The 21,822-nt window shown below is 56.8% G+C and carries 14 protein-coding genes; 8 read left to right on the top strand and 6 right to left on the bottom strand.

Translation table 11 applies throughout. The features are described from left to right. Positions 1–59: 59 nt before the first annotated feature. Positions 60–1,430 carry an MFS transporter gene (locus tag ABVT35_RS25505; RefSeq protein ID WP_368470403.1) on the top strand — a complete coding sequence of 457 codons (1,371 nt, stop codon included), beginning with the start codon at positions 60–62 and terminating at the stop codon, positions 1,428–1,430. Positions 1,431–1,444: 14 nt separating this feature from the next. Here the strand turns inward: ABVT35_RS25505 and purH are convergent, their stop codons facing one another. The 4 genes from purH to htpX form a co-directional block, all read right to left on the bottom strand. Next, complete coding sequence (gene purH, locus ABVT35_RS25500) at positions 1,445–3,061, bottom strand: bifunctional phosphoribosylaminoimidazolecarboxamide formyltransferase/IMP cyclohydrolase (protein ID WP_368470402.1); 1,617 nt, start codon at positions 3,059–3,061, stop codon at positions 1,445–1,447. Between the two features lie 137 nt (positions 3,062–3,198). Further along, positions 3,199–4,953 (bottom strand): heparinase II/III family protein, encoded by a 1,755-nt coding sequence (locus tag ABVT35_RS25495; protein WP_368470401.1) that lies wholly within the window; start codon positions 4,951–4,953, stop codon positions 3,199–3,201. A gap of 106 nt (positions 4,954–5,059) precedes the next feature. After that, positions 5,060–6,439 (bottom strand): transcription antitermination factor NusB, encoded by a 1,380-nt coding sequence (locus tag ABVT35_RS25490; protein ID WP_368470400.1) that lies wholly within the window; start codon positions 6,437–6,439, stop codon positions 5,060–5,062. Continuing rightward, on the bottom strand, positions 6,430–7,383 hold the full coding sequence (htpX, locus tag ABVT35_RS25485) for a zinc metalloprotease HtpX (protein WP_368470398.1): 954 nt from the start codon (positions 7,381–7,383) through the stop codon (positions 6,430–6,432). The genes ABVT35_RS25490 and htpX overlap by 10 nt, the downstream gene beginning before the upstream one ends. A 103-nt stretch (positions 7,384–7,486) precedes the next feature. Between htpX and ABVT35_RS25480 the strand changes: the two genes are divergently transcribed. The 6 genes from ABVT35_RS25480 to ABVT35_RS25455 all read left to right on the top strand — a co-directional run bounded on the left by ABVT35_RS25480 (position 7,487) and on the right by ABVT35_RS25455 (position 17,110). Then, the gene (locus tag ABVT35_RS25480; protein ID WP_368470397.1) at positions 7,487–7,741 is read left to right on the top strand and encodes a DUF1674 domain-containing protein; all 255 of its coding nucleotides are present in this window, start codon (positions 7,487–7,489) and stop codon (positions 7,739–7,741) included. A gap of 460 nt (positions 7,742–8,201) precedes the next feature. Further along, positions 8,202–9,854, top strand: coding sequence for a pilus assembly protein TadG-related protein (locus ABVT35_RS25475; RefSeq protein WP_368470395.1), 1,653 nt, complete (start codon positions 8,202–8,204; stop codon positions 9,852–9,854). 521 nt (positions 9,855–10,375) lie between these two features. Continuing rightward, the gene (locus ABVT35_RS25470; RefSeq protein WP_368470394.1) at positions 10,376–12,046 is read left to right on the top strand and encodes a pilus assembly protein TadG-related protein; all 1,671 of its coding nucleotides are present in this window, start codon (positions 10,376–10,378) and stop codon (positions 12,044–12,046) included. Between the two features lie 311 nt (positions 12,047–12,357). After that, positions 12,358–13,779 carry a pilus assembly protein TadG-related protein gene (locus ABVT35_RS25465; RefSeq protein ID WP_368470393.1) on the top strand — a complete coding sequence of 474 codons (1,422 nt, stop codon included), beginning with the start codon at positions 12,358–12,360 and terminating at the stop codon, positions 13,777–13,779. Between the two features lie 264 nt (positions 13,780–14,043). Beyond that, a complete protein-coding gene (locus ABVT35_RS25460) occupies positions 14,044–15,618 on the top strand; it encodes a pilus assembly protein TadG-related protein (protein ID WP_368470392.1) in 1,575 nt (524 codons plus the stop codon). 196 nt (positions 15,619–15,814) lie between these two features. Then, positions 15,815–17,110, top strand: coding sequence for a class I SAM-dependent methyltransferase (locus ABVT35_RS25455; RefSeq protein WP_368470390.1), 1,296 nt, complete (start codon positions 15,815–15,817; stop codon positions 17,108–17,110). Between the two features lie 45 nt (positions 17,111–17,155). Here ABVT35_RS25455 and acs read toward each other — a convergent pair whose 3' ends face one another. Beyond that, positions 17,156–19,105, bottom strand: a complete 1,950-nt coding sequence (gene acs, locus ABVT35_RS25450) for an acetate--CoA ligase (RefSeq protein WP_368470389.1) — start codon at positions 19,103–19,105, stop codon at positions 17,156–17,158. Between the two features lie 237 nt (positions 19,106–19,342). Between acs and ABVT35_RS25445 the strand changes: the two genes are divergently transcribed. Next, complete coding sequence (locus ABVT35_RS25445; RefSeq protein WP_368470388.1) at positions 19,343–20,047, top strand: DUF1013 domain-containing protein; 705 nt, start codon at positions 19,343–19,345, stop codon at positions 20,045–20,047. A 79-nt stretch (positions 20,048–20,126) separates the two neighbouring features. Here ABVT35_RS25445 and ABVT35_RS25440 read toward each other — a convergent pair whose 3' ends face one another. Then, complete coding sequence (locus tag ABVT35_RS25440; RefSeq protein ID WP_368470387.1) at positions 20,127–21,671, bottom strand: AbgT family transporter; 1,545 nt, start codon at positions 21,669–21,671, stop codon at positions 20,127–20,129. Positions 21,672–21,822 lie beyond the last annotated feature (151 nt).

Here is a 21,822-nt window from a genome sequence, read left to right as displayed (position 1 = left end):
TGATCATATTCAACAACTATGCGATCTTGCAGGCTGCGGTTCGGGTTCTGGGGGAGTGAATGAGCGACATTGCACAGGAAACCGGCGCGCCGAAGGCTGACCGGAAAGGTATATTCGGCTGGATGATGTTCGACTGGGCAACTCAGCCGTTTCACACGCTCATCATCACCTTCGTCTTCGGACCCTATTTCGTTGCTCATGTCGCTGATTCGGCGGTCAAAGGACAACAGATCTGGGGCTATGCCACCGGCTTCGGCGGACTTGGGATAGCGCTGCTGGCGCCGATCCTGGGAGCCATTGCAGACACGTCAGGTCCGCGAAAGCCTTGGATTGTGTTCTTTTCTCTGTTCGGTGTCGTCGGCTGCTGGATGCTCTGGTACTCCGTGCCTGGCAGCACGAACATGGCGATCGTGGTCACGGGGCTTGTCCTTGGCCTCGTCGGAATGGAGTTCGCTGCGGTTTTCAACAATGCCATGATGCCGGATCTGGTGCCCCGATCGCGTCTGGGCCGTCTTTCCGGTTCGGCATGGGCGCTGGGCTATATTGGCGGAATTGTTTCGCTTGTTATCGTTCTGGGCTTCATGTCGGCGTCGCCGTCGACCGGAAAGACCCTGTTCGGTCTGGTGCCGGTTTTCGGTCTTGATCCGGCCACCTATGCAGGCGACAGGGCTGCGGGACCCCTGACTTCGGTCTGGTATGTGATTTTCGTGCTGCCGATGTTTCTGTTCACGCCCGATGTTCACCGCAGGGTTTTGAGCGGCGGTGTCGTCGTCAACGGGCTGCGCGAATTGTGGGCGACATTGCGCGGACTGCCGAAGCAGCGAAGCTATTTCAGCTATCTCATTTCCAGCATGCTTTACCGCGACGGTCTCAATGCGCTCTATGCGTTCGGCGGCATTTATGCGGCCGGTGTCCTAGACTGGTCGATCATCAAAATCGGTGTGTTCGGCATTCTGGCTGCTGCGACCGGGGTTATCGGCGGATGGATCGGCGGCAAAATGGATGACCGCATGGGCCCCAAGATCGTGGTCTCCATCGGCATCGTCATTTTGACGCTGTGCTGCCTCGTCATCGTTTCGACCGCGCCCGGCGAGGTTCTGTTCATCAAGGTGGGCAGCGCCGCTGCGCCTTCGTCCCTGCCTGATATCGTATTTTATATTGCGGGCTGCCTGATCGGCGCATCCGGTGCGGCGCTGCAGGCTGCATCGCGCACGCTACTGGTCGATCAGGTGCCGCCGGAAAAGGTCACGGAAGCCTTTGGTCTGTACGCGCTTTCAGGAAAAGCAACGACCTTCATCGGACCGCTTCTGGTTGCGCAGGCAACGGGGCTGTTCGACAGCCAGCGCGTTGGCGTTACGCCGATTATTGCATTGCTTTTGTTCGGTATCGTGCTGTTGCCTTTTGTCCGCAGCGCCCACTCAAAAGGCTGATGAAGTGTCCGGCTTTAATGGCGGAAATGGCGCATGCCGGTCAGGACCATGGCAATGCCGGCCTCGTTGGCTGCCTTGATCACTTCGTCGTCGCGCATGGAACCGCCCGGCTGAATGACCGCCGTGGCACCCGCCTCGACGGCGGACAAAAGGCCGTCGGCAAACGGGAAGAATGCGTCCGACGCAACGACTGAGCCCTTGGTCAGGGGGTCTGCGAGCCCCAAAGTGTCCGCAGCGTCCCGCGCCTTGCGCGCTGCTATGCGGGCCGAATCGACGCGGCTCATCTGCCCGGCACCGATACCCGCCGTTGCCCCGTCCTTCACATAGACGATGGCGTTGGATTTAACGTGTTTTGCAACGCGGAAGGCAAATTTCAGGTCGTTCAGTTCATTATCCGTTGGAGCGCGGTCGGTGACGATTTTGAGTTCCAGATCGTCGACGACACCATTGTCACGCGATTGTACGAGCAGACCGCCCGCAACGGTCTTTGCCGTCAAACCGGCTGCGCGCGGATCCGGCAGGCTGCCGGTCGTCAGCAGGCGCAGGTTCTTCTTGGCTGAAATGATCGCCCGGGCCTCGTCCGTGACGTCGGGGGCGATGATGACCTCGGTGAAAATCTTGACGACTTCCTCCGCTGCTGCTGCGTCCAGCGCGTTGTTGAACGCGACGATGCCACCGAAGGCAGATACGGAATCGCAGGCCAGTGCCTTGCGGTAGGCGTCGGCCAGGTCCGTTCCCATGGCAACGCCACAAGGGTTTGCGTGCTTGATGATGGCGCAGGCCGCGCCCCTGGCCGGATCGAATTCACCCACCAGCTCGAATGCCGCGTCCGTGTCGTTTATGTTGTTGTAGGAAAGCTGCTTGCCCTGGTGCAGCGTAGCGGTGGCGACACCCGGGCGATTGTTTCCATTGACGTAGAAGCCTGCCGTCTGGTGCGGGTTTTCGCCATAGCGCATGACGTCCTTCAGCGTGCCGGCGACGGACCGGTGGCGCGGGTTCTCCAAAACCAATTCGTCGGCAAACCAATTGGATATTGCCGAGTCGTAGGCCGCAGTGCGGGCGTAGGCCTTTGCTGCCATTTTCTTGCGAAACGCAAGGGTGAGGTCCCCGTCATTTTCTTCAAGCTCGGCCACCAGGTCATCATAGTCGGCCGGATCTGTAATGACGGTCACATAGGCATGGTTCTTGGCCGCTGCCCGGATCATCGCCGGCCCGCCGATGTCGATATTTTCGACCGTTGTCGGATAGTCGCCGCCTGCGGCTCTCACATCCTCGAACGGATAAAGATTGATGATGGCAATATCGATGGGCACAATATCATTTGCGGCCATCGCCCCGGTGTGCTCGGCATCATCGCGGATCGCCAGCAGCCCGCCATGAACGGATGGATGCAGCGTCTTGACCCGGCCATCCATGATTTCGGGAAAATGCGTCAGATCGGACACGTCGCGGACATCCATTCCTGCCTTTGAAATGGCAGCGGCCGTTCCGCCGGTGGATACGAGTTCAATGCCGCGTGCTGCAAAGGCCTGTGCAAGTGGAATGAGACCGGCCTTGTCGGATACGGAAAGCAGCGCCCTTTTGGGAGTGACGCGTTCTGGGGCTGGAATCTTCTTGGATGCGACGGCCATTGCAGGGTCCTGTGGTAACGGCACGGAAAGGCGCGATCGTCCGCTTGCCGGAGCCGTCCTGTCCGTTCTTTTGGAATTGCCGTTCGACTAGCATAGGCCCGGGAAAGATGAAACCGGCAAGCGGTAGTAAGATTGTATCAGGCCGCCGTCGGCCCGTCCGGCCGGGCATCGCTCTCAAGCGGTGATGCTTCATTGTTGCCGTTTTTTGTCTTGGGCACGGTGCGCACCAGGCTCCAATTGACTTCCGATCGCCGGGCAATGGTGAAATTGAGTGTAATCTGCTGCGACCGGCGCGGACCTGCGAGGTCAGCAAAAAATATGTCTTCTTCAATCTCGGTTTCGATATCGGGGGAGTAGAATTTCCAGATTTCTCCATCCGGCGCCGTCAACACAATATTGGCGTTGCTGTCGTGGGTGACCACGATTTTCGGGTGGATGTGGAAGCGGATGGCCGCGTTCGTGTTTTCGTCGATAGCCAGATCATGATGTGCGGATTTGGCGATGCGGTCGCGTCCGGTCACTGTGTTTCCATCGACGCTCAGACTAATGGAGCGCTCGTGGATCAAGCCGAACGGCTCGGCATAGCCGTCATGCCGGCCAATAAAACCCTGCGTGCTGGTTGCTTCGTCACGGCGCTCAACGTCAACCTTGTGCGGCCCATTGGTCAATATGGGTCCGAGGAACGTCGAGTTGGAAATTGCTGCGGAAGACGTATCGTCAATGATCAGTGTCGAATGCGCAGCCGTCGACCGCGCCAGCCTCCGGTAATCCGCATGGTAAAAGGCGGGCGCGCCCGAATTAACGATAAACCGGTGTTGTCCCGACGACATCTCGAAGGAGAGGCATCCAGCGTGGTGCGTCGCCGACAGTTCCCCGGGCGGTATCGGTCCGGTGTCTGCGATAATCACCGTGTTCTGGCTGGAAAGCCGCTGATAATTCATCTGCGGCGTGTGCTTTGGCGGCTCGCCGGTCGATTCGTCATAACGCAACACGGAAAGCAGCCGGTCCGCCGGTTGTGCAGTGGTACCGTTAAACAGCGCCAGCGTTCCGTCAACATGACGAAAAAACCGCAGGGCCTGAAACATCCTGTCGATGCTGGATACGAGCCCCTTGGGCGGTGTGTATCCAAGGTTCAGATAGGTCTGGCGAAGCGGCAGCAGATCCGCAAGAAGGGTCATTGCAACCTGTGGATTGCGGGAAACATGGCCACCATCCGGCAGAATCTGCTTTTCGATCTCCTGATCGAGATTGCGTGCCGCCGATTTGATTGATGTCGGTGTGGCAGGAAGGGCAAGGGTCGCCATAGCCAGTGCGATACGGACGCGGAAGCGCTTTTCCCCGTCTCGGGTCGCCGGAGCGATCTTGCGTAGATAACGTATTTGCAGTGCCAGGCTCTTGATGAAGCGCCGATAGAAACCACGGTCCTGGTTCTTCAGGATGATCGGGGAATGGGACAACCAGGCGATAACCCGTTGGGCACATACATCAGCGTCCCATCCGATGCCGGAGAAGCGACGGCCCCAGATGTTGATCCAGTCTTCCGTGAGGGCCTTTGCATCGGTGTAGGATTCGGCCGTGCCCGCAGCCCGCAGGTGCCGAAGCCAACGGAAACTGTGCAGCATTTCATCAAAGCCGAGCGATGGGCCGGGGTGAAGGAAGGGCGATATATCGCCGGCTTCAAGCACCCGTCCGGCCAGCGGAAAGCGGCCCTGGTGCACCTCATGGGCAATATAGGGATCGGCAATACGCAGGTCCGTCGGCGCGACAACCAGTCGATCCGGAGAAGTTCCAATGAAACGTAGCGGATTTACACGGCCAACGGCCAGCTGGCGTGAAACCCGGCGCCAGCTTTCACGGAAATACAATGGCAAAAATTGCCGAAATTGCAACAATACTGCCGCCAATTCTAGTCCCCGTATACCCCATTACTGGGGTCCCTTGCCGCGACTATAACATAAGACAAAATCGACGGCAGGCATAATTTTGAGCAGTTAACAATCACTCTGTGCGCGTAAATTTGCTGGCGAAAAATCCATCCATTCCGGCGAGCCGAGGATTGTCATTTGCCAGCATGGCCGGTGTCGTGCGCATGTCTCCATCGACGGTGATGGCCTCCTCAAGGCCCGGCCAATCGACGGGGTCGATTTTCTTTCTTACCAGCTCCGGTTCGCTCTCCACCACGCGCCGCACCATATCCTCACCTTCCAGCGGGTCGAGCGAGCAGTTGGAAAAGACAATGGTTCCGCCCGGCCGTACCAGCGAGATGGTATGCCGCAGCAGCTTTTCCTGCAATGCGGCGAGTTTTTCGATGTCGGCAAGGCTCTTTGTCCATGGAATATCGGGGTGCCGCCTGACTGTACCGGTTGATGAGCACGGCGCGTCCAGAAGCACCGCATCAAGGAGCGTGTCCGGCTGCCAGTCAATCACGTTCGCCTCGACCAGTTCTGCCTCGAGCTGCAGGCGGCCGAGATTTTCGGCAAGACGCCTGAGCCGGTTGCGCGACAGGTCGACGGCCGTAACTGTTGCACCGGCCGCGATCAGCTGTGCCGTCTTACCGCCGGGAGCAGCGCAAAGATCGGCGACGCGCCGGCCTGCGACATCGCCAAGCAGCCGCGCCGGAATGGAGGCCGCCGCATCCTGTACCCACCACGCGCCTTCCGCGAAGCCGGCAAGCTCCGATACCGGACCGTCAATGGTGGCGAGCCGCACTGTGCCGGTGGGCAGGACGATGCCCCCGAGGCGGTCGGCCCAGCCTTGCGGATCCGATTTGACGGTGAGGTCGATAGCCGGCGCAACAGTGTGCGCACGCATTATCTGCTCGGCGCTTTCGCCATAGGCAGCTTCCAGCCGGTCGGCGAACCATTGCGGTGCGTTGATCGTTTCCGCCTCGACCTTCGGCAACAGATCCGACCTTTCGCGGATAAGGCGTCTGAGGACGGCGTTGACAAGCGCAGCAAAGCGCCGGTTCCTGGGATCGATATTGGCCTGTTCGACCGCGATATCGACCGCTGCGTGGTCGGGAACCTCCAGATAAACAATCTGCGCAGCCGCAATGTGAAGGACATGGGCAAGGGCGCGCGCACCGGCTGGCAGCGGGCGGTCGACAAGCCGTGTCAGCACTGCCTCGATAATCGGTAAATGCCGCAGCGTTGCCAGCAGCATCGCCTTAACCAAAGCCTGGTCAGCATCACTGAGACTGCGGAAAGCGGGATTGCCGCCCTTCGGATCCAGAATGCCGTCAAGCGACGTTCCCTTGTCGACCACGGCCGACAACAGCTTTGCCGCGACCTGCCGGGCGGCAAGGCCGGGTTTCAAATTGCCAAGGGCTTCGTTCGAGTTTGCTGCACGCCGGCTTTTCTTGTGCTGCCTCACGACCATGGACCCTTGAATTCCCTGGTCCCGCCGCTGCGGCCCCAAGGGCCGCCCTGTCGACTATCTGCATTTCTCCGGGGAGCGTTGGGCATGTCGATGTTATCGGTCCGGCCAAACTCGGCGTCCATCTTGCGCAGTGCGGCAATCCGGTTTTCCGTCGCCGGATGGGTGGAGAAAAGTCCGTCCATGCGCTGACCGGACAGGGGATTGATGATGAACATGTGCGCTGTGGCCGGGTTGCGTTCGGCATCCTCATTGACGACACGCTTGGCGCCGCCGGCAATTTTTGCCAATGCCGAGGCTAGCCACATGGGGTGTCCGCAGATTTCAGCGCCGCCCCTGTCCGCCGAATATTCGCGGGTTCGGCTGACGGCCATCTGAACCATGCCGGCGGCCAATGGCGCCAGGATCATGGCCGCCAGAATTCCGATAATCCCGAGCGGATTGTTGCGGCCGCCACGGAAAAAGAATGCAAAATTTCCAAGCATGGAGATGGCGCCGGCAAGCGTGGCGGTGATTGTCATGGTCAGCGTGTCGCGGTGCTTCACGTGAGCAAGCTCATGGGCCATGACGCCCGCCACTTCCTCGTGCGAAAGCATGTGAAGAAGCCCGGTTGTTGCCGCGACGGCAGCGTTTTCGGGGTTGCGCCCTGTGGCGAAGGCGTTCGGCTGATCGTTCTTTATGAGATAGACTTTCGGCATCGGCAGGCCGGCATTTTCGGCCAGCTGCCGCACGATCCCGTAATATTCCGGCGCTGAACGTTCGTCGACTTCGATTGCGTGGTGCATGCGCAGGACCATCTTGTCCGCGTTCCAGTAGGAAAACAGGTTCATTGCAGCGGCGATCACCAACGCAATCAGCATACCGCCGGTGCCGCCTATTACAAATCCAATGGCCATAAACAATGCCGTCATAAACGCAAGCAGCATTGCCGTTCGCACCATATTCATGGCAGATACTCCAGAATCAGGGCCGGTTTTCCTACCGGCCTATACTCCCTATATGTTGGGAGTGAAACACGATAGTTCAATGCAGATGCAGGGCTGTGTGATCATGAGTGAAAAATCGGCACCGCACAGGAACGAGCCGCAATCCGATGTGGCCCGGGAAGGTGCTGCAGACGCGACCGTCCGCAGACGGTTCGAGGACCTGCCGCCGGCCGCGCAACGGGCACTGAAGGAAGCCGAAGAGCGCCGCAACGCGAACGCCGATGAGGAATCGCAGCCCAAAGAAATCGGCGGGCGCGGCGGCAAGGATCCGGCCCGTTACGGTGATTGGGAAATCGACGGTCGCGCCATTGATTTCTAACTTTGGCTCAAGGGGCCAAACCCCTCCGGCGTGAGATCCCGTCAGTGCCGCCCTTAACCCCATATTAGGCATGAAATCAGATGAGCGGGCCGAAATGGCCATTCATCTTAAGATTTAACATTTGTGAAAATCTGCTCTGTTAGATCCTATGTCATACGCGCTACTGCCCGGCAGATAGTGTCGCGGCCCTGGCCGCATATTTTACAAAAGTGCTTAGAGCAATTGGAATTTCAGACTGGATAGGACGAATACAACCACATCGGACAATTGAAATATCAGTATTTTTAAGTGAGTAAATCGCGGTCGTGGTGTGATGGGCATCCACGCCGCCGTTTTCAAAGACCCATCGGGTCACCAATCACGAGAACAAATGCAATCGGCTGGCTACCGCCTAAAGCGGTGATTATCAGCCAAATTGTATCGGGGCGAGTGTTCTTCAGAGCTTTAGGGTTTGCTGAAGATGAACACCGATTCCATTAAAACGGTTTTTCACCGGTTCCTCCGCGACGAACGCGGCAATTTTTTAATGTTGTTCGGCCTCGGCGTCGGAGTGCTTTTCCTGGCCGCCGGTCTGGCCGTCGACTATTCGGTTGGCCTGATGAACAAAACACGCGTCAACAACGCGCTCGACGCTGCCACGATCGCAACGGCCCGGGCGTTGGCCTCCGGCGATATCTCTGCCAGTGTCGATGGCGAGGTGGAAACCTATCTGAAGGCCATATTTGCCGCCAATCTCGATGTCGACGATCTCGATGCCAGTATCTATGCAATAGACAGCTACAGCGTTGATACCGCCGCCGGAACCGTCTCTGCGACAGCCAGCATCGATCAGCCGCTTTATCTCCTGCAGGTGGGCACCAGCAGCGACAGTATGACGGTGGCGACCGATTCGGCCGTGGCCTATGGCGTCGGTAATGTCGAAGTGGCGATGGTACTCGACGTTACCGGTTCCATGCGCGGCTCGAAACTCTCGGCATTGCAGGATTCTGCGGAACTGGGTGTCGAGGAACTGCTCAGCGTCAATACGGATTCGGACGAGAAGGTTCGCATCAGCATTGTTCCCTATGCGATAGGCGTTAATGTGGGCAGCGATCTTGGCAAATATGTCTATGCCGACTTTTTCTACGAAACGAGCGACGCACCCGCATTTGATTCAAGCCTCTATTCAAGCACCGGTGTCGGCTATGACTGGTCAACGCTACAGAGCGGTTACTGGTCGGGCTACGAAAGCGGTTATACCGGGTGCGGCAACTACTATACGCAACTGGATGGCGGCCAGAATTTCAAGTTTGCCGGAGGCTTCCGTTCCGGAGGCGGCTTTTCGTATGGAAGCAGCTACGGGTTTGATGGATACACCTTTGGAGATGCATTCATTTATCAAGCTAAAAAAGGCAGTGGCAAAGGCGGCGGCAGCAAAGTTTACGCGGAATGCTGGGATTTCGTCACCGAAAGCGACGGTACCAATTCCGACTATTGCGCATCCGACCGCAAGGCTCCGACAACCAGTGGTCTGACGTCATATCAGTATACAGATGCAAATCCCTCCTACGGCATGATCAGCCGTGACGCCCGCTTGGAAGAGGACGAGTGTCCAGACTCGACGATTGTCACCCTGACCAGCAACGAAACGACGTTGAAGAATGCGATCAGCGGATTTTCGGCCGACGGCTGGACCGGGGGTCATATCGGCCTGCAATGGGGCTGGTACACGGTTTCCTATGACTGGAGGGACTATATGCCGAGCGGATCGGAGCCTGCCGACCACACGGATCCGGATGAAGATCTGAAAAAATACATCATCATGATGACTGACGGCGTGTTCAACACTGCCTATGCAGATGTGGACTATGACGGGTTTTCAACCGGAAGCCAGTCAAGCAAATCGTACGATCATTTCGACGAATTATGCACTGCCATCAAAAACGATGACATCACGATTTTCACGATCGGGTTTTATCTGAGCGACGACGACGCAAAGGATGCGCTTGATGACTGTGCCACAGATGATACGGCGGAAGTCACCTACTATTATGATGTAGACAGCGCCAGCGAGCTGGAGGACACCTTTGAGGATATCGCAAATACCATCAACAGTCTGCGGCTGACCAAATAATTTCGCCTGAGGGCCGGGCACGGCGTCATCTGAGAATGTCGCGCCCGGCATCCGGACCCCGTATAAACGGACCTTACGACCAAGGCATTATCGCATTGGTTGCATAATGCACGCTATGCGGTTATCCGTAAAGCATATGTTCAGCATACAGTACAAAGAAACCCACCTAACCGGTCAATCCTTGGCCGGTTAATCTTTGTGCAATCTAGTTTCTCCTAACTGTCTGCCCAGTAAAAGTGTGTGATTGGTGCCAAACAGCTCAATCAATGCTTTTTTGGGACTATTACATATAGTCGGTTCGGATGGGGCAGCATGAGACATGATCTATTCTCGATCGCATAAAGCATAAATTTGCGCGGGGGTGTCTTCGGTTTGACGGGAACCGACGGCGCGCACTTCATCGGTCAAGCAAGGACCGGCAATCATGAGAACGGACCGACGCGCTTCGGTGTGACTCAGCCAAGAAGGCTTTGCCTGAGGCTGGAAGCATCCGTTTTCTTTAACTTCAGGGTGGGCTGAAGATGGGTAATAGCAATTTCACCGGCGTTTTTCGCAGGTTCGTAGAGGACCGGGGCGGAAACTTCATGATGATGTTCGGGCTGTGCGCGATCGTCGTCTTTATGGCGGCCGGTCTGGCTGTGGACTATTCCGCTGCCATCGGCAGCCGAACGCGCATCAACAATGCGCTGGATGCGGCGACGCTGGCTACCGCGCGCGCGCTTACGACGGGCGAAATCAAGGTCGACAAGGCCGAGGAGTATATGACCTCGGTATTCATGGCCAATTTGGGGATCACCGACCTCAACGCCAGCGGCTACACAATCGTCAACTTCAAGGTTGACGAGGACAAGCAGTCTGTCTCGGCGAAGGCGAATTACGATATGCCGCTGAGGATTCTTCCGGTCGGGGTCAGTAAGGATACCCAGGCTGTAGCCAGTTATTCGGAAGTCAGTTACGGCACCTCGAATATCGAGGTCGCCATGGTGCTTGATGTCACGGGTTCCATGAGCGGTGCACGTATTTCCGCTCTGAAGCAAGCGGCCAAGCTGGGCATCAGCGAACTTCTGAGCGTCAACGACAGCGGCACCGATGACAAGGTGCGCATCAGCCTTGTACCTTACAGCAAGGCGGTGAATGTGGGCTCCTTCCTCACCCGCTATGTCTATTCGGATTACAATGAGGAAAAGAGCGACGCCCCGGCCTACAACAAGACACTTTTCAATGCGACGGACCTTGCATACGACGTTGCCGCTTTTCAGGCGGACTATGAGATTTGCGGTTACACCAGCTACCGCGTACCCGGCATACCGGACTATGCAGCCTATTTCGATCAGGACAATGATCATTACAGCAGTTACATTGCGAATGCCGGGTATGGCGGCTGGATCGGCGACATCGGTGGCGGATACAGCAACAATGACGGCTATGAATATGGCGGCGCTTATGTTTTTCAGGCCAAGAAAAAGAAAAAGAAGAAGAAGAAGAAGAAGAAAAAATACAGCTGCTATCTGCCAAGTGATTTTGTCGTCAATAATGACGGTAGCAATGTCGATTTTTGCGCCACGGATCGCAAAGCGCCAAATAGCGGTAAATCGTATCAGTATACGGACGACAGTCCTGCAAAGGGCATGATCTCACGCGATTCCCGCCTTGAAGATTACGGTTGCCCGAGCTCGTCGATCGTGACCCTGAGCAGCAACAAGACGACCCTGGATGATGCGATCAATGCCTTCTCGGCAGGTGGCTGGACGGCCGGTCACATCGGCCTGCAGTGGGCCTGGTATACGATCTCGCACAATTGGGCGGATTATATGCCGTCTACCTCAAAGTCCGGCGATCACAAAAATCCGGACAATGAGATCGACAAATACATCATCATGATGACGGATGGCGTTTTCAACACGGCCTATGCCAATACCTCTCCTGATGGATGGTATGCCGGCTACCAGTCAACCAAGGCGTATCATCACTTCGATAAGCTCTGCGTGGCCATCAAGAAAGATGAAATCAAGATCTTTACGATCGGCTTCATGCTGACCAGCGGCAGCACAGCCCTGAAGGAACTGCAGAAGTGCGCATCACCCGACGAAGGCGACTTCACCTACTTCTATCAGCCAAGTACCTCAACGGAACTGAAGAAGACCTATAAACAGATTGCGCAGACTATCCAGAGCTTGCGCCTGACCAAGTAACAACAATGGGCGCCCGCTGTCGTATAGCGGGCCCCTTTTCCTGCCTTTTTATTGATTTTCTATACAAATGGCAGGCGCTATAAGCTGGAAAATTGAACTTTTTATTGGTTCTCATCGCCTTTTTTCCTGATAAATTGGCTTGAAACGTAAGAAAGCTCAGTGCTTTGAGCCTTTTACTAAAATACGAACAATGAACTTAAGCCGGTTTCAATCCTGATCTTTTAAAACAGAACGGGATGAACCCGGATGCTGCGTGCGAAAGAGCGTGCATCAGGACTTCGTCTGACGATCAATCTGATGGGAAGATGACGATGAGTACTGGAAAACTAAACAAGTTATGTAAGAGGTTCCGGCGCGACGAAAGCGGCAATTTCATGATGATATTTGCCTTTGCAACCGGAGTCATTTTTTTGACCGTCGGGTTGGCCGTCGAATATTCGGAATCGATCAACATTAAAACCCGCGTTACCAATGCGCTGGATGCCGCGACGCTGGCAACGGCCCGTGCGATATCCATCGGTGATATCACCGAAGCCCAGGGCGCGGATTATCTTGAATCCGTATTCACCGCCAATATCGGCGTCGATGATCTTTCCAAGAGCAAATATTCGCTCGAGAGCATCACCATCAACACGGTGAGCCAGACCGTCTCCGCAACCGCGCGGTACGACCAGGATCTGAAATTTATCAGCGTCGGTACAGCCGCAACCAATCAGAACGTCGACAGCCTTTCGGCTGCCAGCTACGGCATGTCTGACATCGAGGTTGCCATGGTGCTCGACGTCACGGGATCGATGTGGGGCTCGAAGATTACGGCGCTCAAGGATGCCGCGAAAATCGGCGTGGATGAATTGCTGAGCGTCAATACGCCGACCGATGTGAAGGTGCGCATCAGCCTTGTGCCCTACAGCTGGGCGGTCAACACCGGACCTCTGGCCAAATATGTCTATCCGGACTTTAAATCGAAGAAAAGCGCCGCTCCCGTCTGGGACCAGGACCTCTTCGATACGACCGGTGTCGGATATGATGTTGCCAGCTTCCAGGCCACCGGCAACATGAGTGATATGGTCGCCAATGCGGACGGTTCAGCCGTTGACAAATGTGCGACGGACCGCAAGAAGCCGATATCGGGAACGAGTTATCAGCACAAGGACGCAAACCCGTCCTACGGCATGATTTCGCGCGATTCACGTCTCGATACAGTGAATTGTCCGAGTGCCGAACTCATGTTGCTGTCTTCCGACAATACGGCGCTGACAAACACAATCAACAGTCTTGCGGCGAGCGGCTGGACGGCCGGTCATATCGGGCTGCAGTGGGCGTATTACACGATTTCCTACGATTGGGCCGACTATGTGCCGACTGCCGCGAAACCCGCGGATCACACCGACCCGGACAAGGACATCGACAAATACATCATCCTGATGACCGACGGTGAGTTCAATACTGCCTATGCCGATGTGAAGAAGAAGAACTGGAAAGGCGGCAAACAGGGATCGACGTCACGCAGCTTCACGGACAGCCTGTGCACGGAGATCAAGGACAACGACGTCAAGATCTTCACCATCGGCTTCCAGCTCTACAGCTCGACGGCACTTAACATGCTCAAGAGTTGTGCAACACCGGACGATGGTGACATTACCTATCACTATGAACCGGTGACGGGCAGCGAGCTGAAGGAAACTTACGAAAATATCGCTCGCACAATTCAAAGCCTGCGCTTGATCCAATAGCCTCGTCAACGCAGCGCCCTACGGACCAGCCGCCAAAAGCGGCTGGTCTTTTTTTGCCTTCAGCAACGTTTTCTTAAGTCTTTTTATTGCGAAACCCGGGTTGTTGCCGGCGACAGTTCAACTTTTAGTACTCCATAAATAAACCTCCGTTCCACACGGAGAAATAATCCTTTGTGTAATGGTCCAAGGTGCCTGTCCGAGCGCCTAATCCGTCCCGCGGCGCGCATTGTGTGCGTCGCCAGAGGATTATTTTCGGAGGGTGCGATGGCGTCGATGCGGCAGGTCGCTTGTGTGGGTGGATTGTTTGGCCGGCTTGCCGGTTGGTTGGGCCGGTTCGGCGCAAACCGGGACGGCAATTTTACAGTCCTGATGGCATTTGCCACCGGCGTCCTTTTCCTTACAGCCGGTCTGGCTGTTGAGTATACGCTCGCGCTTTCGCAGCGCACACGAATTACCAATGCACTCGACGCAGCAACACTGGCAACCGCGCGAGCGATTTCCATCGGTGAAGTGACACAGGCAAATGCTCCGGACTATCTCAAACAGGTTTTTGCTGCCAATATCGGTGTCGACAATCTGGCAACCAGCCGATACTCCCTCCACAATATCGTGATTGATCCGGCAAACAATGCAGTCAGCGCGAAAGCAACCTACAATCAGCAGCTGAAATTCATAAATGTCGGGATGGGGACAACCCACATGGATGTTTCCAACAATTCCGCGGTGACGTTTGGCGCATCCGACATTGAGGTCGCGATGGTTCTGGATGTCACCGGTTCGATGGATTGGGATGACGCAAACGGCGATCACAAGATGACTTCGCTGAAGGCGGCGGCCAAAAATGCGGTGGACAAGCTTTTGAAAAACAGCCGCGGCGCGGTGAAGATCAGCCTGGTTCCCTATTCTCAATCCGTGAATGTCGGCTCATTCCTGAGCAGATATGTCTATGCCGACTATCTGGAGCCGAAGAGCGATGCGCCTGCCTATGATGCGGCCCTTTTCAACAGCACTGGCGTCGGATACGACTACGCAGCATTTCAGCAGCCCTATAAAGTCCGGAGATGGCGCAACGGACGCCGACGCAGAGTCTGCACGAACGTTTTGCCGAGCGATTTCAGAGTTGAAAGTGACGGGACCAATGTCGACTACTGCGCCACGGACCGCAAAGCGCCTGATACCGGCGGGCGTACCTCCTATCAGTTCACCGACGAAAATCCTGTTCGAGGCGGCATGATCAGCCGCGACTCACGATTGAGTGAAGGCAGTTGCATCAGCGAGAAAATCGTCACCTTGACAACGAACAAGCGGGATCTCGACAGAGCCATCGACCGTATGGGCACAAATGGGGGTACGGCAGGCCATATCGGTCTGCAGTGGGCCTGGTACACAATATCGCATAAATGGCGCGACTATCTGCCTGCAACATCCCGCCCGGGCGATCATATGGCGTCGGGATCGGATCTGAACAAATACATCATCTTCATGACTGACGGTGTGTTCAACACTGCTTATGCGGGAAATTCCACCAGAAACGGATGGACTGGTCATAACCCCGCAAGGTCGCAGTCACCGCAGCATACGAGCGATTTCTGCCGCGCTATCAAGCAACAGAATATCAAAATCTTTGTCGTCGGCTTCGATCTCGATGAAACCGTCGCCGACAGCAATCCGGATCTGCGACGGAGCTGGATTCGCGATGCTCAAACGCTGTTGCGCAATTGCGCGACGCCCGACACGAACCGTGTCACATATTTCTACAAGGCGGACGATTCAGCCCAATTGACGGCGGCCTTTGAGAATATCGCACAGACCATCCGAAGCCTGCGCCTGACCCATTAGGCCGCTGGCTCCGCTCCGGAGACTGCTGCGAGTTTTTGTGGCGGCCTCCGGACCGCCGCAGTATCGCAATACTGATTTTAATGGTGCCGGTTTGCCTGTGGAGTGTTGTACTGAAGCAGTTGCCCGACGGTTTCCATTTAATCTCAAAATGCTCTAGGTTCGCCGCGTTTTGAACCGACGAACTGGAACATCATCCATGAGCGCAAAGGGCCGCCTTAAATCCTTCCGGAAACTTCTTGCCCATGCACGTGACATCCTGCAGGTCGATGTCGGATTTTATCTGTGGGACGGGACGACCGTTCCTGAGGACCTGGCGCCCGATGCGTTCGCCATCTGTCTTGCCGATGAGGGCGCGATTGCCGCGCTGATACGCAAGCCGTCTATGGAAACCATGCTCAATCTGTGGGTATCGAAGCGTATCGATCTGAAAAACGGCGACCTCTTTGATCTGACTGCGCAAAAGCCGAAAGTACGTACGAGGGAAATCCGCAAGTCTCTCAATAAATGGCAGGCGTTCAACACGGCGCGCAAGTTCTGGTTTGTCAGCCGCGGCGGCCCTTGGCCGCTCGAAGAGCAGTCGGACGAAAAGCCGAGTGACGGCAGCCGCGAGGAAAACGAGAAGAACATCCAGTACCATTACGACGTCTCCAATGCATTTTACGAGCTGTGGCTCGACAAGGAGATGGTCTATACCTGCGCCTACTGCACTGACTGGGACAACGATATCGAGCAGATGCAGCAGGACAAGCTGGAGATGATCTGCCGCAAGCTGCGGCTCAAACCGGGCGAGACGATGCTCGATATCGGCTGCGGCTGGGGCGCCCTTTCCTGTTATGCCGCTCAGCACTACGGCGTCTCAGCCCTCGGCGTGACGCTAGCGACGCAGCAGGTCGAATATGCCAGAGCCAAGGCCGAGAGGCTGGGGCTTTCTGACCGGGTGAAGTTCGAACTGGCCGATTATGCGACAGTTCAGGGCCAGTTCGACAAGGTTGCGGCAATCGGTATCCAGGAACATATCGGCATAGACAATTACCCGACTTATTACGGGACCGTTAAACGTGTCCTCAAGCCTGAGGGCCTGTTTCTTCACCATGCCATCACAAGACCGGCCAAGCGGGATGCCAAAAAGTTCCGCAAGGGCAATGAAGAGTTCAAGCTCTTAACAAAATACATCTTTCCGGGCGGTGAACTGGACCATATCGGCAATACGGTGACGATGCTGGAACAGAACGATTTCGAGGTGCATGACGTGGAGGCCTGGCGCGAACATTATCAGCGCACTTGCCGGTTGTGGCATGACCGGCTGCTGGCGAATTACGACGCCGCGGTTGCGGAAGTCGGCGAGGTAAAGACGCGCATGTGGCTGCTTTATCTTGGCGGTTGCGCGATCACCTTCGAGCGCGACGGCGCACGGCTCTATCAGACGCTTTCCTCACACAAGCGCCGGGGCCCGAGCGGTCTGCCACCGACAAGGGCTGATCTTTACAGGTAAAAAAGGGGGCCGCAGGCCCCCTTTTCATTCCGGTTGCTTGCAGAGCTACTGCTTGTTCTGGCGGTTTTCGATCAGATCGTCGACCACTGCCGGATCGGCCAATGTCGACGTGTCGCCCAGTGAGCCGAAATCGTCCTCGGCGATCTTGCGCAGGATGCGGCGCATGATCTTGCCGGAGCGGGTTTTCGGCAATCCGGGTGCGAACTGGATCTTGTCGGGCGAGGCGATCGGGCCGATTTCCTGGCGCACATGCTTGACCAGTTCCTTGCGCAGGCTCTCGCTGCCGTTCTGGCCGGCCATCAGGGTGACGTAGCAGTAGATGCCCTGTCCCTTGATGTCGTGCGGGTAGCCGACGACAGCCGCTTCGGAAACCCGGTCATGCGAAACCAGGGCCGATTCTACCTCGGCCGTTCCCATGCGGTGACCGGACACATTGATGACGTCGTCGACCCGTCCGGTGATCCAGTAATAGCCGTCCTCGTCCCGGCGGCAGCCATCACCGGTGAAGTATTTGCCCTTGTAGGTGGAGAAATAGGTCTGGACGAAGCGGTCATGGTCACCATAGACGGTGCGCATCTGGCCGGGCCATGAATCGACAATACACAGATTGCCTTCCGCCGCGCCCTCGAGTTCTTTGCCTTCACCATCGACGAGCTGCAACTGGACGCCGAAGAACGGCCGCGTCGCAGAGCCCGCCTTGAGATCAGTTGCGCCCGGCAGTGGCGTGATCATGATGCCGCCGGTCTCGGTCTGCCACCAGGTGTCGACAATCGGGCATTTCTTCTCGCCCACGACATTGTAGTACCATTCCCAGGCTTCCGGGTTGATGGGTTCGCCAACCGTGCCGAGCGTGCGCAGCGATTTGCGCGACGAGCGGCTGACAAAATCGTCGCCGGCCCCCATCAAGGCGCGGATCGCCGTCGGTGCGGTATAGAAGATGTTGACGTTGTGCTTGTCGACGACGTCCCAGAACCTGCCGGCATCGGGGTAGTTCGGCACGCCTTCGAACATCAGCGTGGTCGCGCCATTGGCGAGCGGGCCGTAGACGATATAGGAGTGCCCGGTCACCCAGCCGACATCGGCCGTGCACCAGTAGATGTCTCCGGGATGATAATCGAAGACATATTCATGGGTCATGGATGCGTAGACGAGATAGCCGCCGGTTGTGTGCAGCACGCCCTTGGGCTTTCCGGTTGAGCCGGACGTGTAGAGAATGAAAAGCGGATCTTCCGCCTTCATCTTGGCGGGCGGGCAGTCGGGCTTGGCCGCCTGAATGGCTTCCTGATAGGCAATGTCGCGTCCTTCGACCCAGCCGACATCGGCACCGGTGCGGCGCACGACCAGAACATTCTTGACGGTAACCCCGTCCTTCCTGGCGATCTCGATGGCCTTGTCGGTGTTTTCCTTCAGCGGAATGGGCCGGCCGCCGCGCAGGCCCTCATCGGCGGTAATGACGAAGGTCGAATCGCAATCGTGGATACGGCCGGCCAGCGCGTCGGGGGAAAAGCCGCCGAAAACGATCGAGTGGACGGCACCGATACGGGCGCAGGCAAGCATCGCATAGGCCGCCTCGACGATCATCGGCATGTAGATGGTGACCCGGTCGCCCTTTTTGACGCCATTTGTCTTCAGGACATTGGAAAGCCTGCAGACCTTGTCGTAAAGCTCATTATAGGTGACCTTCTTGTCGTCATAGGGGTTGTCGCCTTCCCAGATGATCGCAACCTGATCGCCACGGCTCTTCAGATGCCGGTCGATGCAGTTGTAGGACACGTTGGTGACGCCGTCCTCAAACCATTTGATAGACACCTTGCCGGAAAATGAGGTGTTCTTGACCTTCGTGTAGGGCTTGAACCAGTCGATCCTCTTGCCGTGCTTCTTCCAGAATTTTTCCGGGTTCTTGGTGCTTTGACGATACCAGTCAAGATAGGTGTCGTTGTCGACCAGTGCGCGCTTTTTAGCGGCCTTGAGCACTTTGTGGGTCTTTTCGATCATACACTCCTCCTTTGCTTGCGACCGGGCAGTTGCCAACCTCCCGGTTCTGCCGGCATGTACCTGATTGTGCGCCCTTAATAGCAGTTGTTTCTATCACGGCAATTAGACTTATGGGCCTATATCCTCTTTGATTGCATTTATTTGCGAAGGGCGCTATAGAGGCGGTGATTTCCCGGAAATAAGTGGTACTACCCACGGCCCGCGCCACCGGAGCGGGCGGACAGGAGAATTATATCCATGGCTCAACAACTGCTTATGCCGAAGGCCACAGCCGTCTGGCTCGTCGACAATACGGCCCTGACCTTTGAACAGATAGCTCAATTCTGCAAGCTGCACACGCTTGAGGTCAAAGCCATTGCCGACGGTGAATCGGCGCAAGGCATAAAAGGCCTCGATCCGATCCAGACCGGACAGCTCTCCCGCGACGAGATTGCCAAGGGCGAAGCCGATACCGCGCACAAGCTGAAACTGTCGAGCCCCAAGGTTCATGTGCCCGAACTCAAGCGCAAGGGACCGCGCTACACGCCGGTTTCCAAGCGGCAGGACCGGCCCAACGCCATATTGTGGCTGGTGCGCAACCACCCCGAACTGCGCGACGCGCAGATCTCGCGTCTCGTCGGCACGACAAAATCAACGATCGAGCAGATCCGCGAACGCACCCACTGGAATTCGGCGAACCTTACGCCGCTCGACCCGGTGACGCTTGGGCTTTGCACGCAGATCGATCTTGATATCGAGGTGGAGAAGGCGGCCAAGGAACGTCCGTCGGAGGTGATTTCCCGCGAGGATGAAACCCTGCTTCCGGCAAAGGAAACCGAGGGCTTCGCCTTCGATACGACACCACCTGCGCCGAAGAAGGAAGAGGACGAGATCGACGCCGATGCCGTCTTTGCCAAGCTCAACTCGCTGAAAACGGACACACCCGAAGAGCCGACCGAGTAGGCGCTGACCGCTCAGGCACTGCCTGTCGAGGAATTTACCGGACCGCGTTGCCGAGACAGGTAGCGCGGTCCTTTTGATTTTATCGGGTCAGGCTGAAATCGACCACAGCGCCCGGTCCCAGCGGGATATTGAAGGCCGTCCACGCGACGATGATGACGACGCCGGTGATCATCAGCCAGACCGAATAGGGGATCATCACCGCCATCAGGCTGCCCATGCCGAAATTCTTGTCCCAGCGCTGACAGAAGATCAGGATCAGCGGGAAATAGACCATCAGCGGTGTGATGATGTTGGTGGCCGAATCGCCGATGCGGTAGGCGGCCGTCGCCGTTTCCGGGCTGATGCCGAGCAGCATCAGCATCGGCACCAGGATCGGCGCGAGCAGCGCCCATTTGGCCGAAGCCGAGCCGACAAAAAGGTTGATGAAGCCGGAAAGAACCAACAGACCTGCGAGCAGCAGCGGGCCTGGAAGATTGGTCCAGCGCAGGAATTCGGCACCATCGATGGCGAGGATCAGCCCGAGATTCGACCAGATGAACATGGCGACGAAGTGGGCAGCGGCGAATGCCAGAACAAGATAATAGCCCATTTCGGCCATTGACTCGGACATCAGCTTCACCAGATCCCGATGATTTTTGATCGTTCCGGTGACGTGACCGTAGACCCAGCCGCTCAGCAAAAACAGAAAGAAAAAGCCGGCGACCAGCGACTGGTAGAAGGGCGTGAGCCGCGCTTCTGGTTTTGCATCCGGATCCATCAGCGGCGTGCCGGGGCCGATGGTCAGGAACACCCAAAGGGCAATGACGGCGAACACGGTGAGGCCCGCCCATTTCAAACCGCGACGCTCGGCATCGGTGAGCGGGCCGGAAACGGCTTCGTCGGCTTCGGCAACAGCGCCGCCGGTCCACGGCCCGAGGCGCGGCTCGACCTGTCGGTCGGTGATATACCAGATGACCGGCAGGTAGATGAAGAACAGCGCCATGATCAAATACCAGTTGCCGGCGATGTTGGCGTTCCAGGTCGGATCGAGGATTTCCGCACCGGCCTCGGTGATGCCGAACAACAGCGCATCGAGCTGGCCGGGGAACAGGTTTGCCGAAAACCCGCCCGATACGCCGGCAAAGGCTGCGGCGATACCGGCGACCGGGTGTCGTCCGGCGGCAGCGAAGATGACGCCGGCGAGTGGGATGAGGACAACATAGGCCGCATCGGCGGCAAGATTGCCGATCATACCGACGGCGACGACGATCGGCGTCAAAAGCAGTTTCGGCGCATCGCGGACACCGGCGCGCATGGCCGCGCCGAGAAATCCGGTGCGTTCGGCAACCCCGGCGCCCAGCATGACGACCAGTACATAACCCAGCGGATGGAAATGGGTGAACGTCGTCGGCATCTTGGTCATCAGCTGACGCAGATTTTCCGCCGAGAACAGGCTTTTTGCGTCCACCGGCTGTTCGGTGACAGGATGAATGGCGGACAGACCAAAATAGGCAGCGACAGCGCTGACCAGCATCAGGATCACAATCAGCCAGATAAAGATGAAGACGGGGTCGGGCAGCCGGTTTCCGGTGCGTTCGATTGCAGCAATGAAACCCGTGCTGACTTGGGAGGCGGTATCCGTCATTGTTTATGTTCCTGTTAAGGTTCATGCCTCCCGAGGCCGCCTATGCTGGCGAAATTTGGCCGGATCGGGGCAATGGCCGGCTGCTTTGGTAGTACAACTTTAGTTGGCAGGCTTTCGCAAATACAAGTAAAACCGCTGAAAATCTCCTGTT

It is taken from the genome of Hoeflea sp. TYP-13, from assembly GCF_040932035.1.
GTDB lineage: Bacteria > Pseudomonadota > Alphaproteobacteria > Rhizobiales > Rhizobiaceae > Hoeflea_A.
Note: the sequence above shows the minus strand (reverse complement) of the source record. Positions and strands in the feature narration are given on the sequence as shown.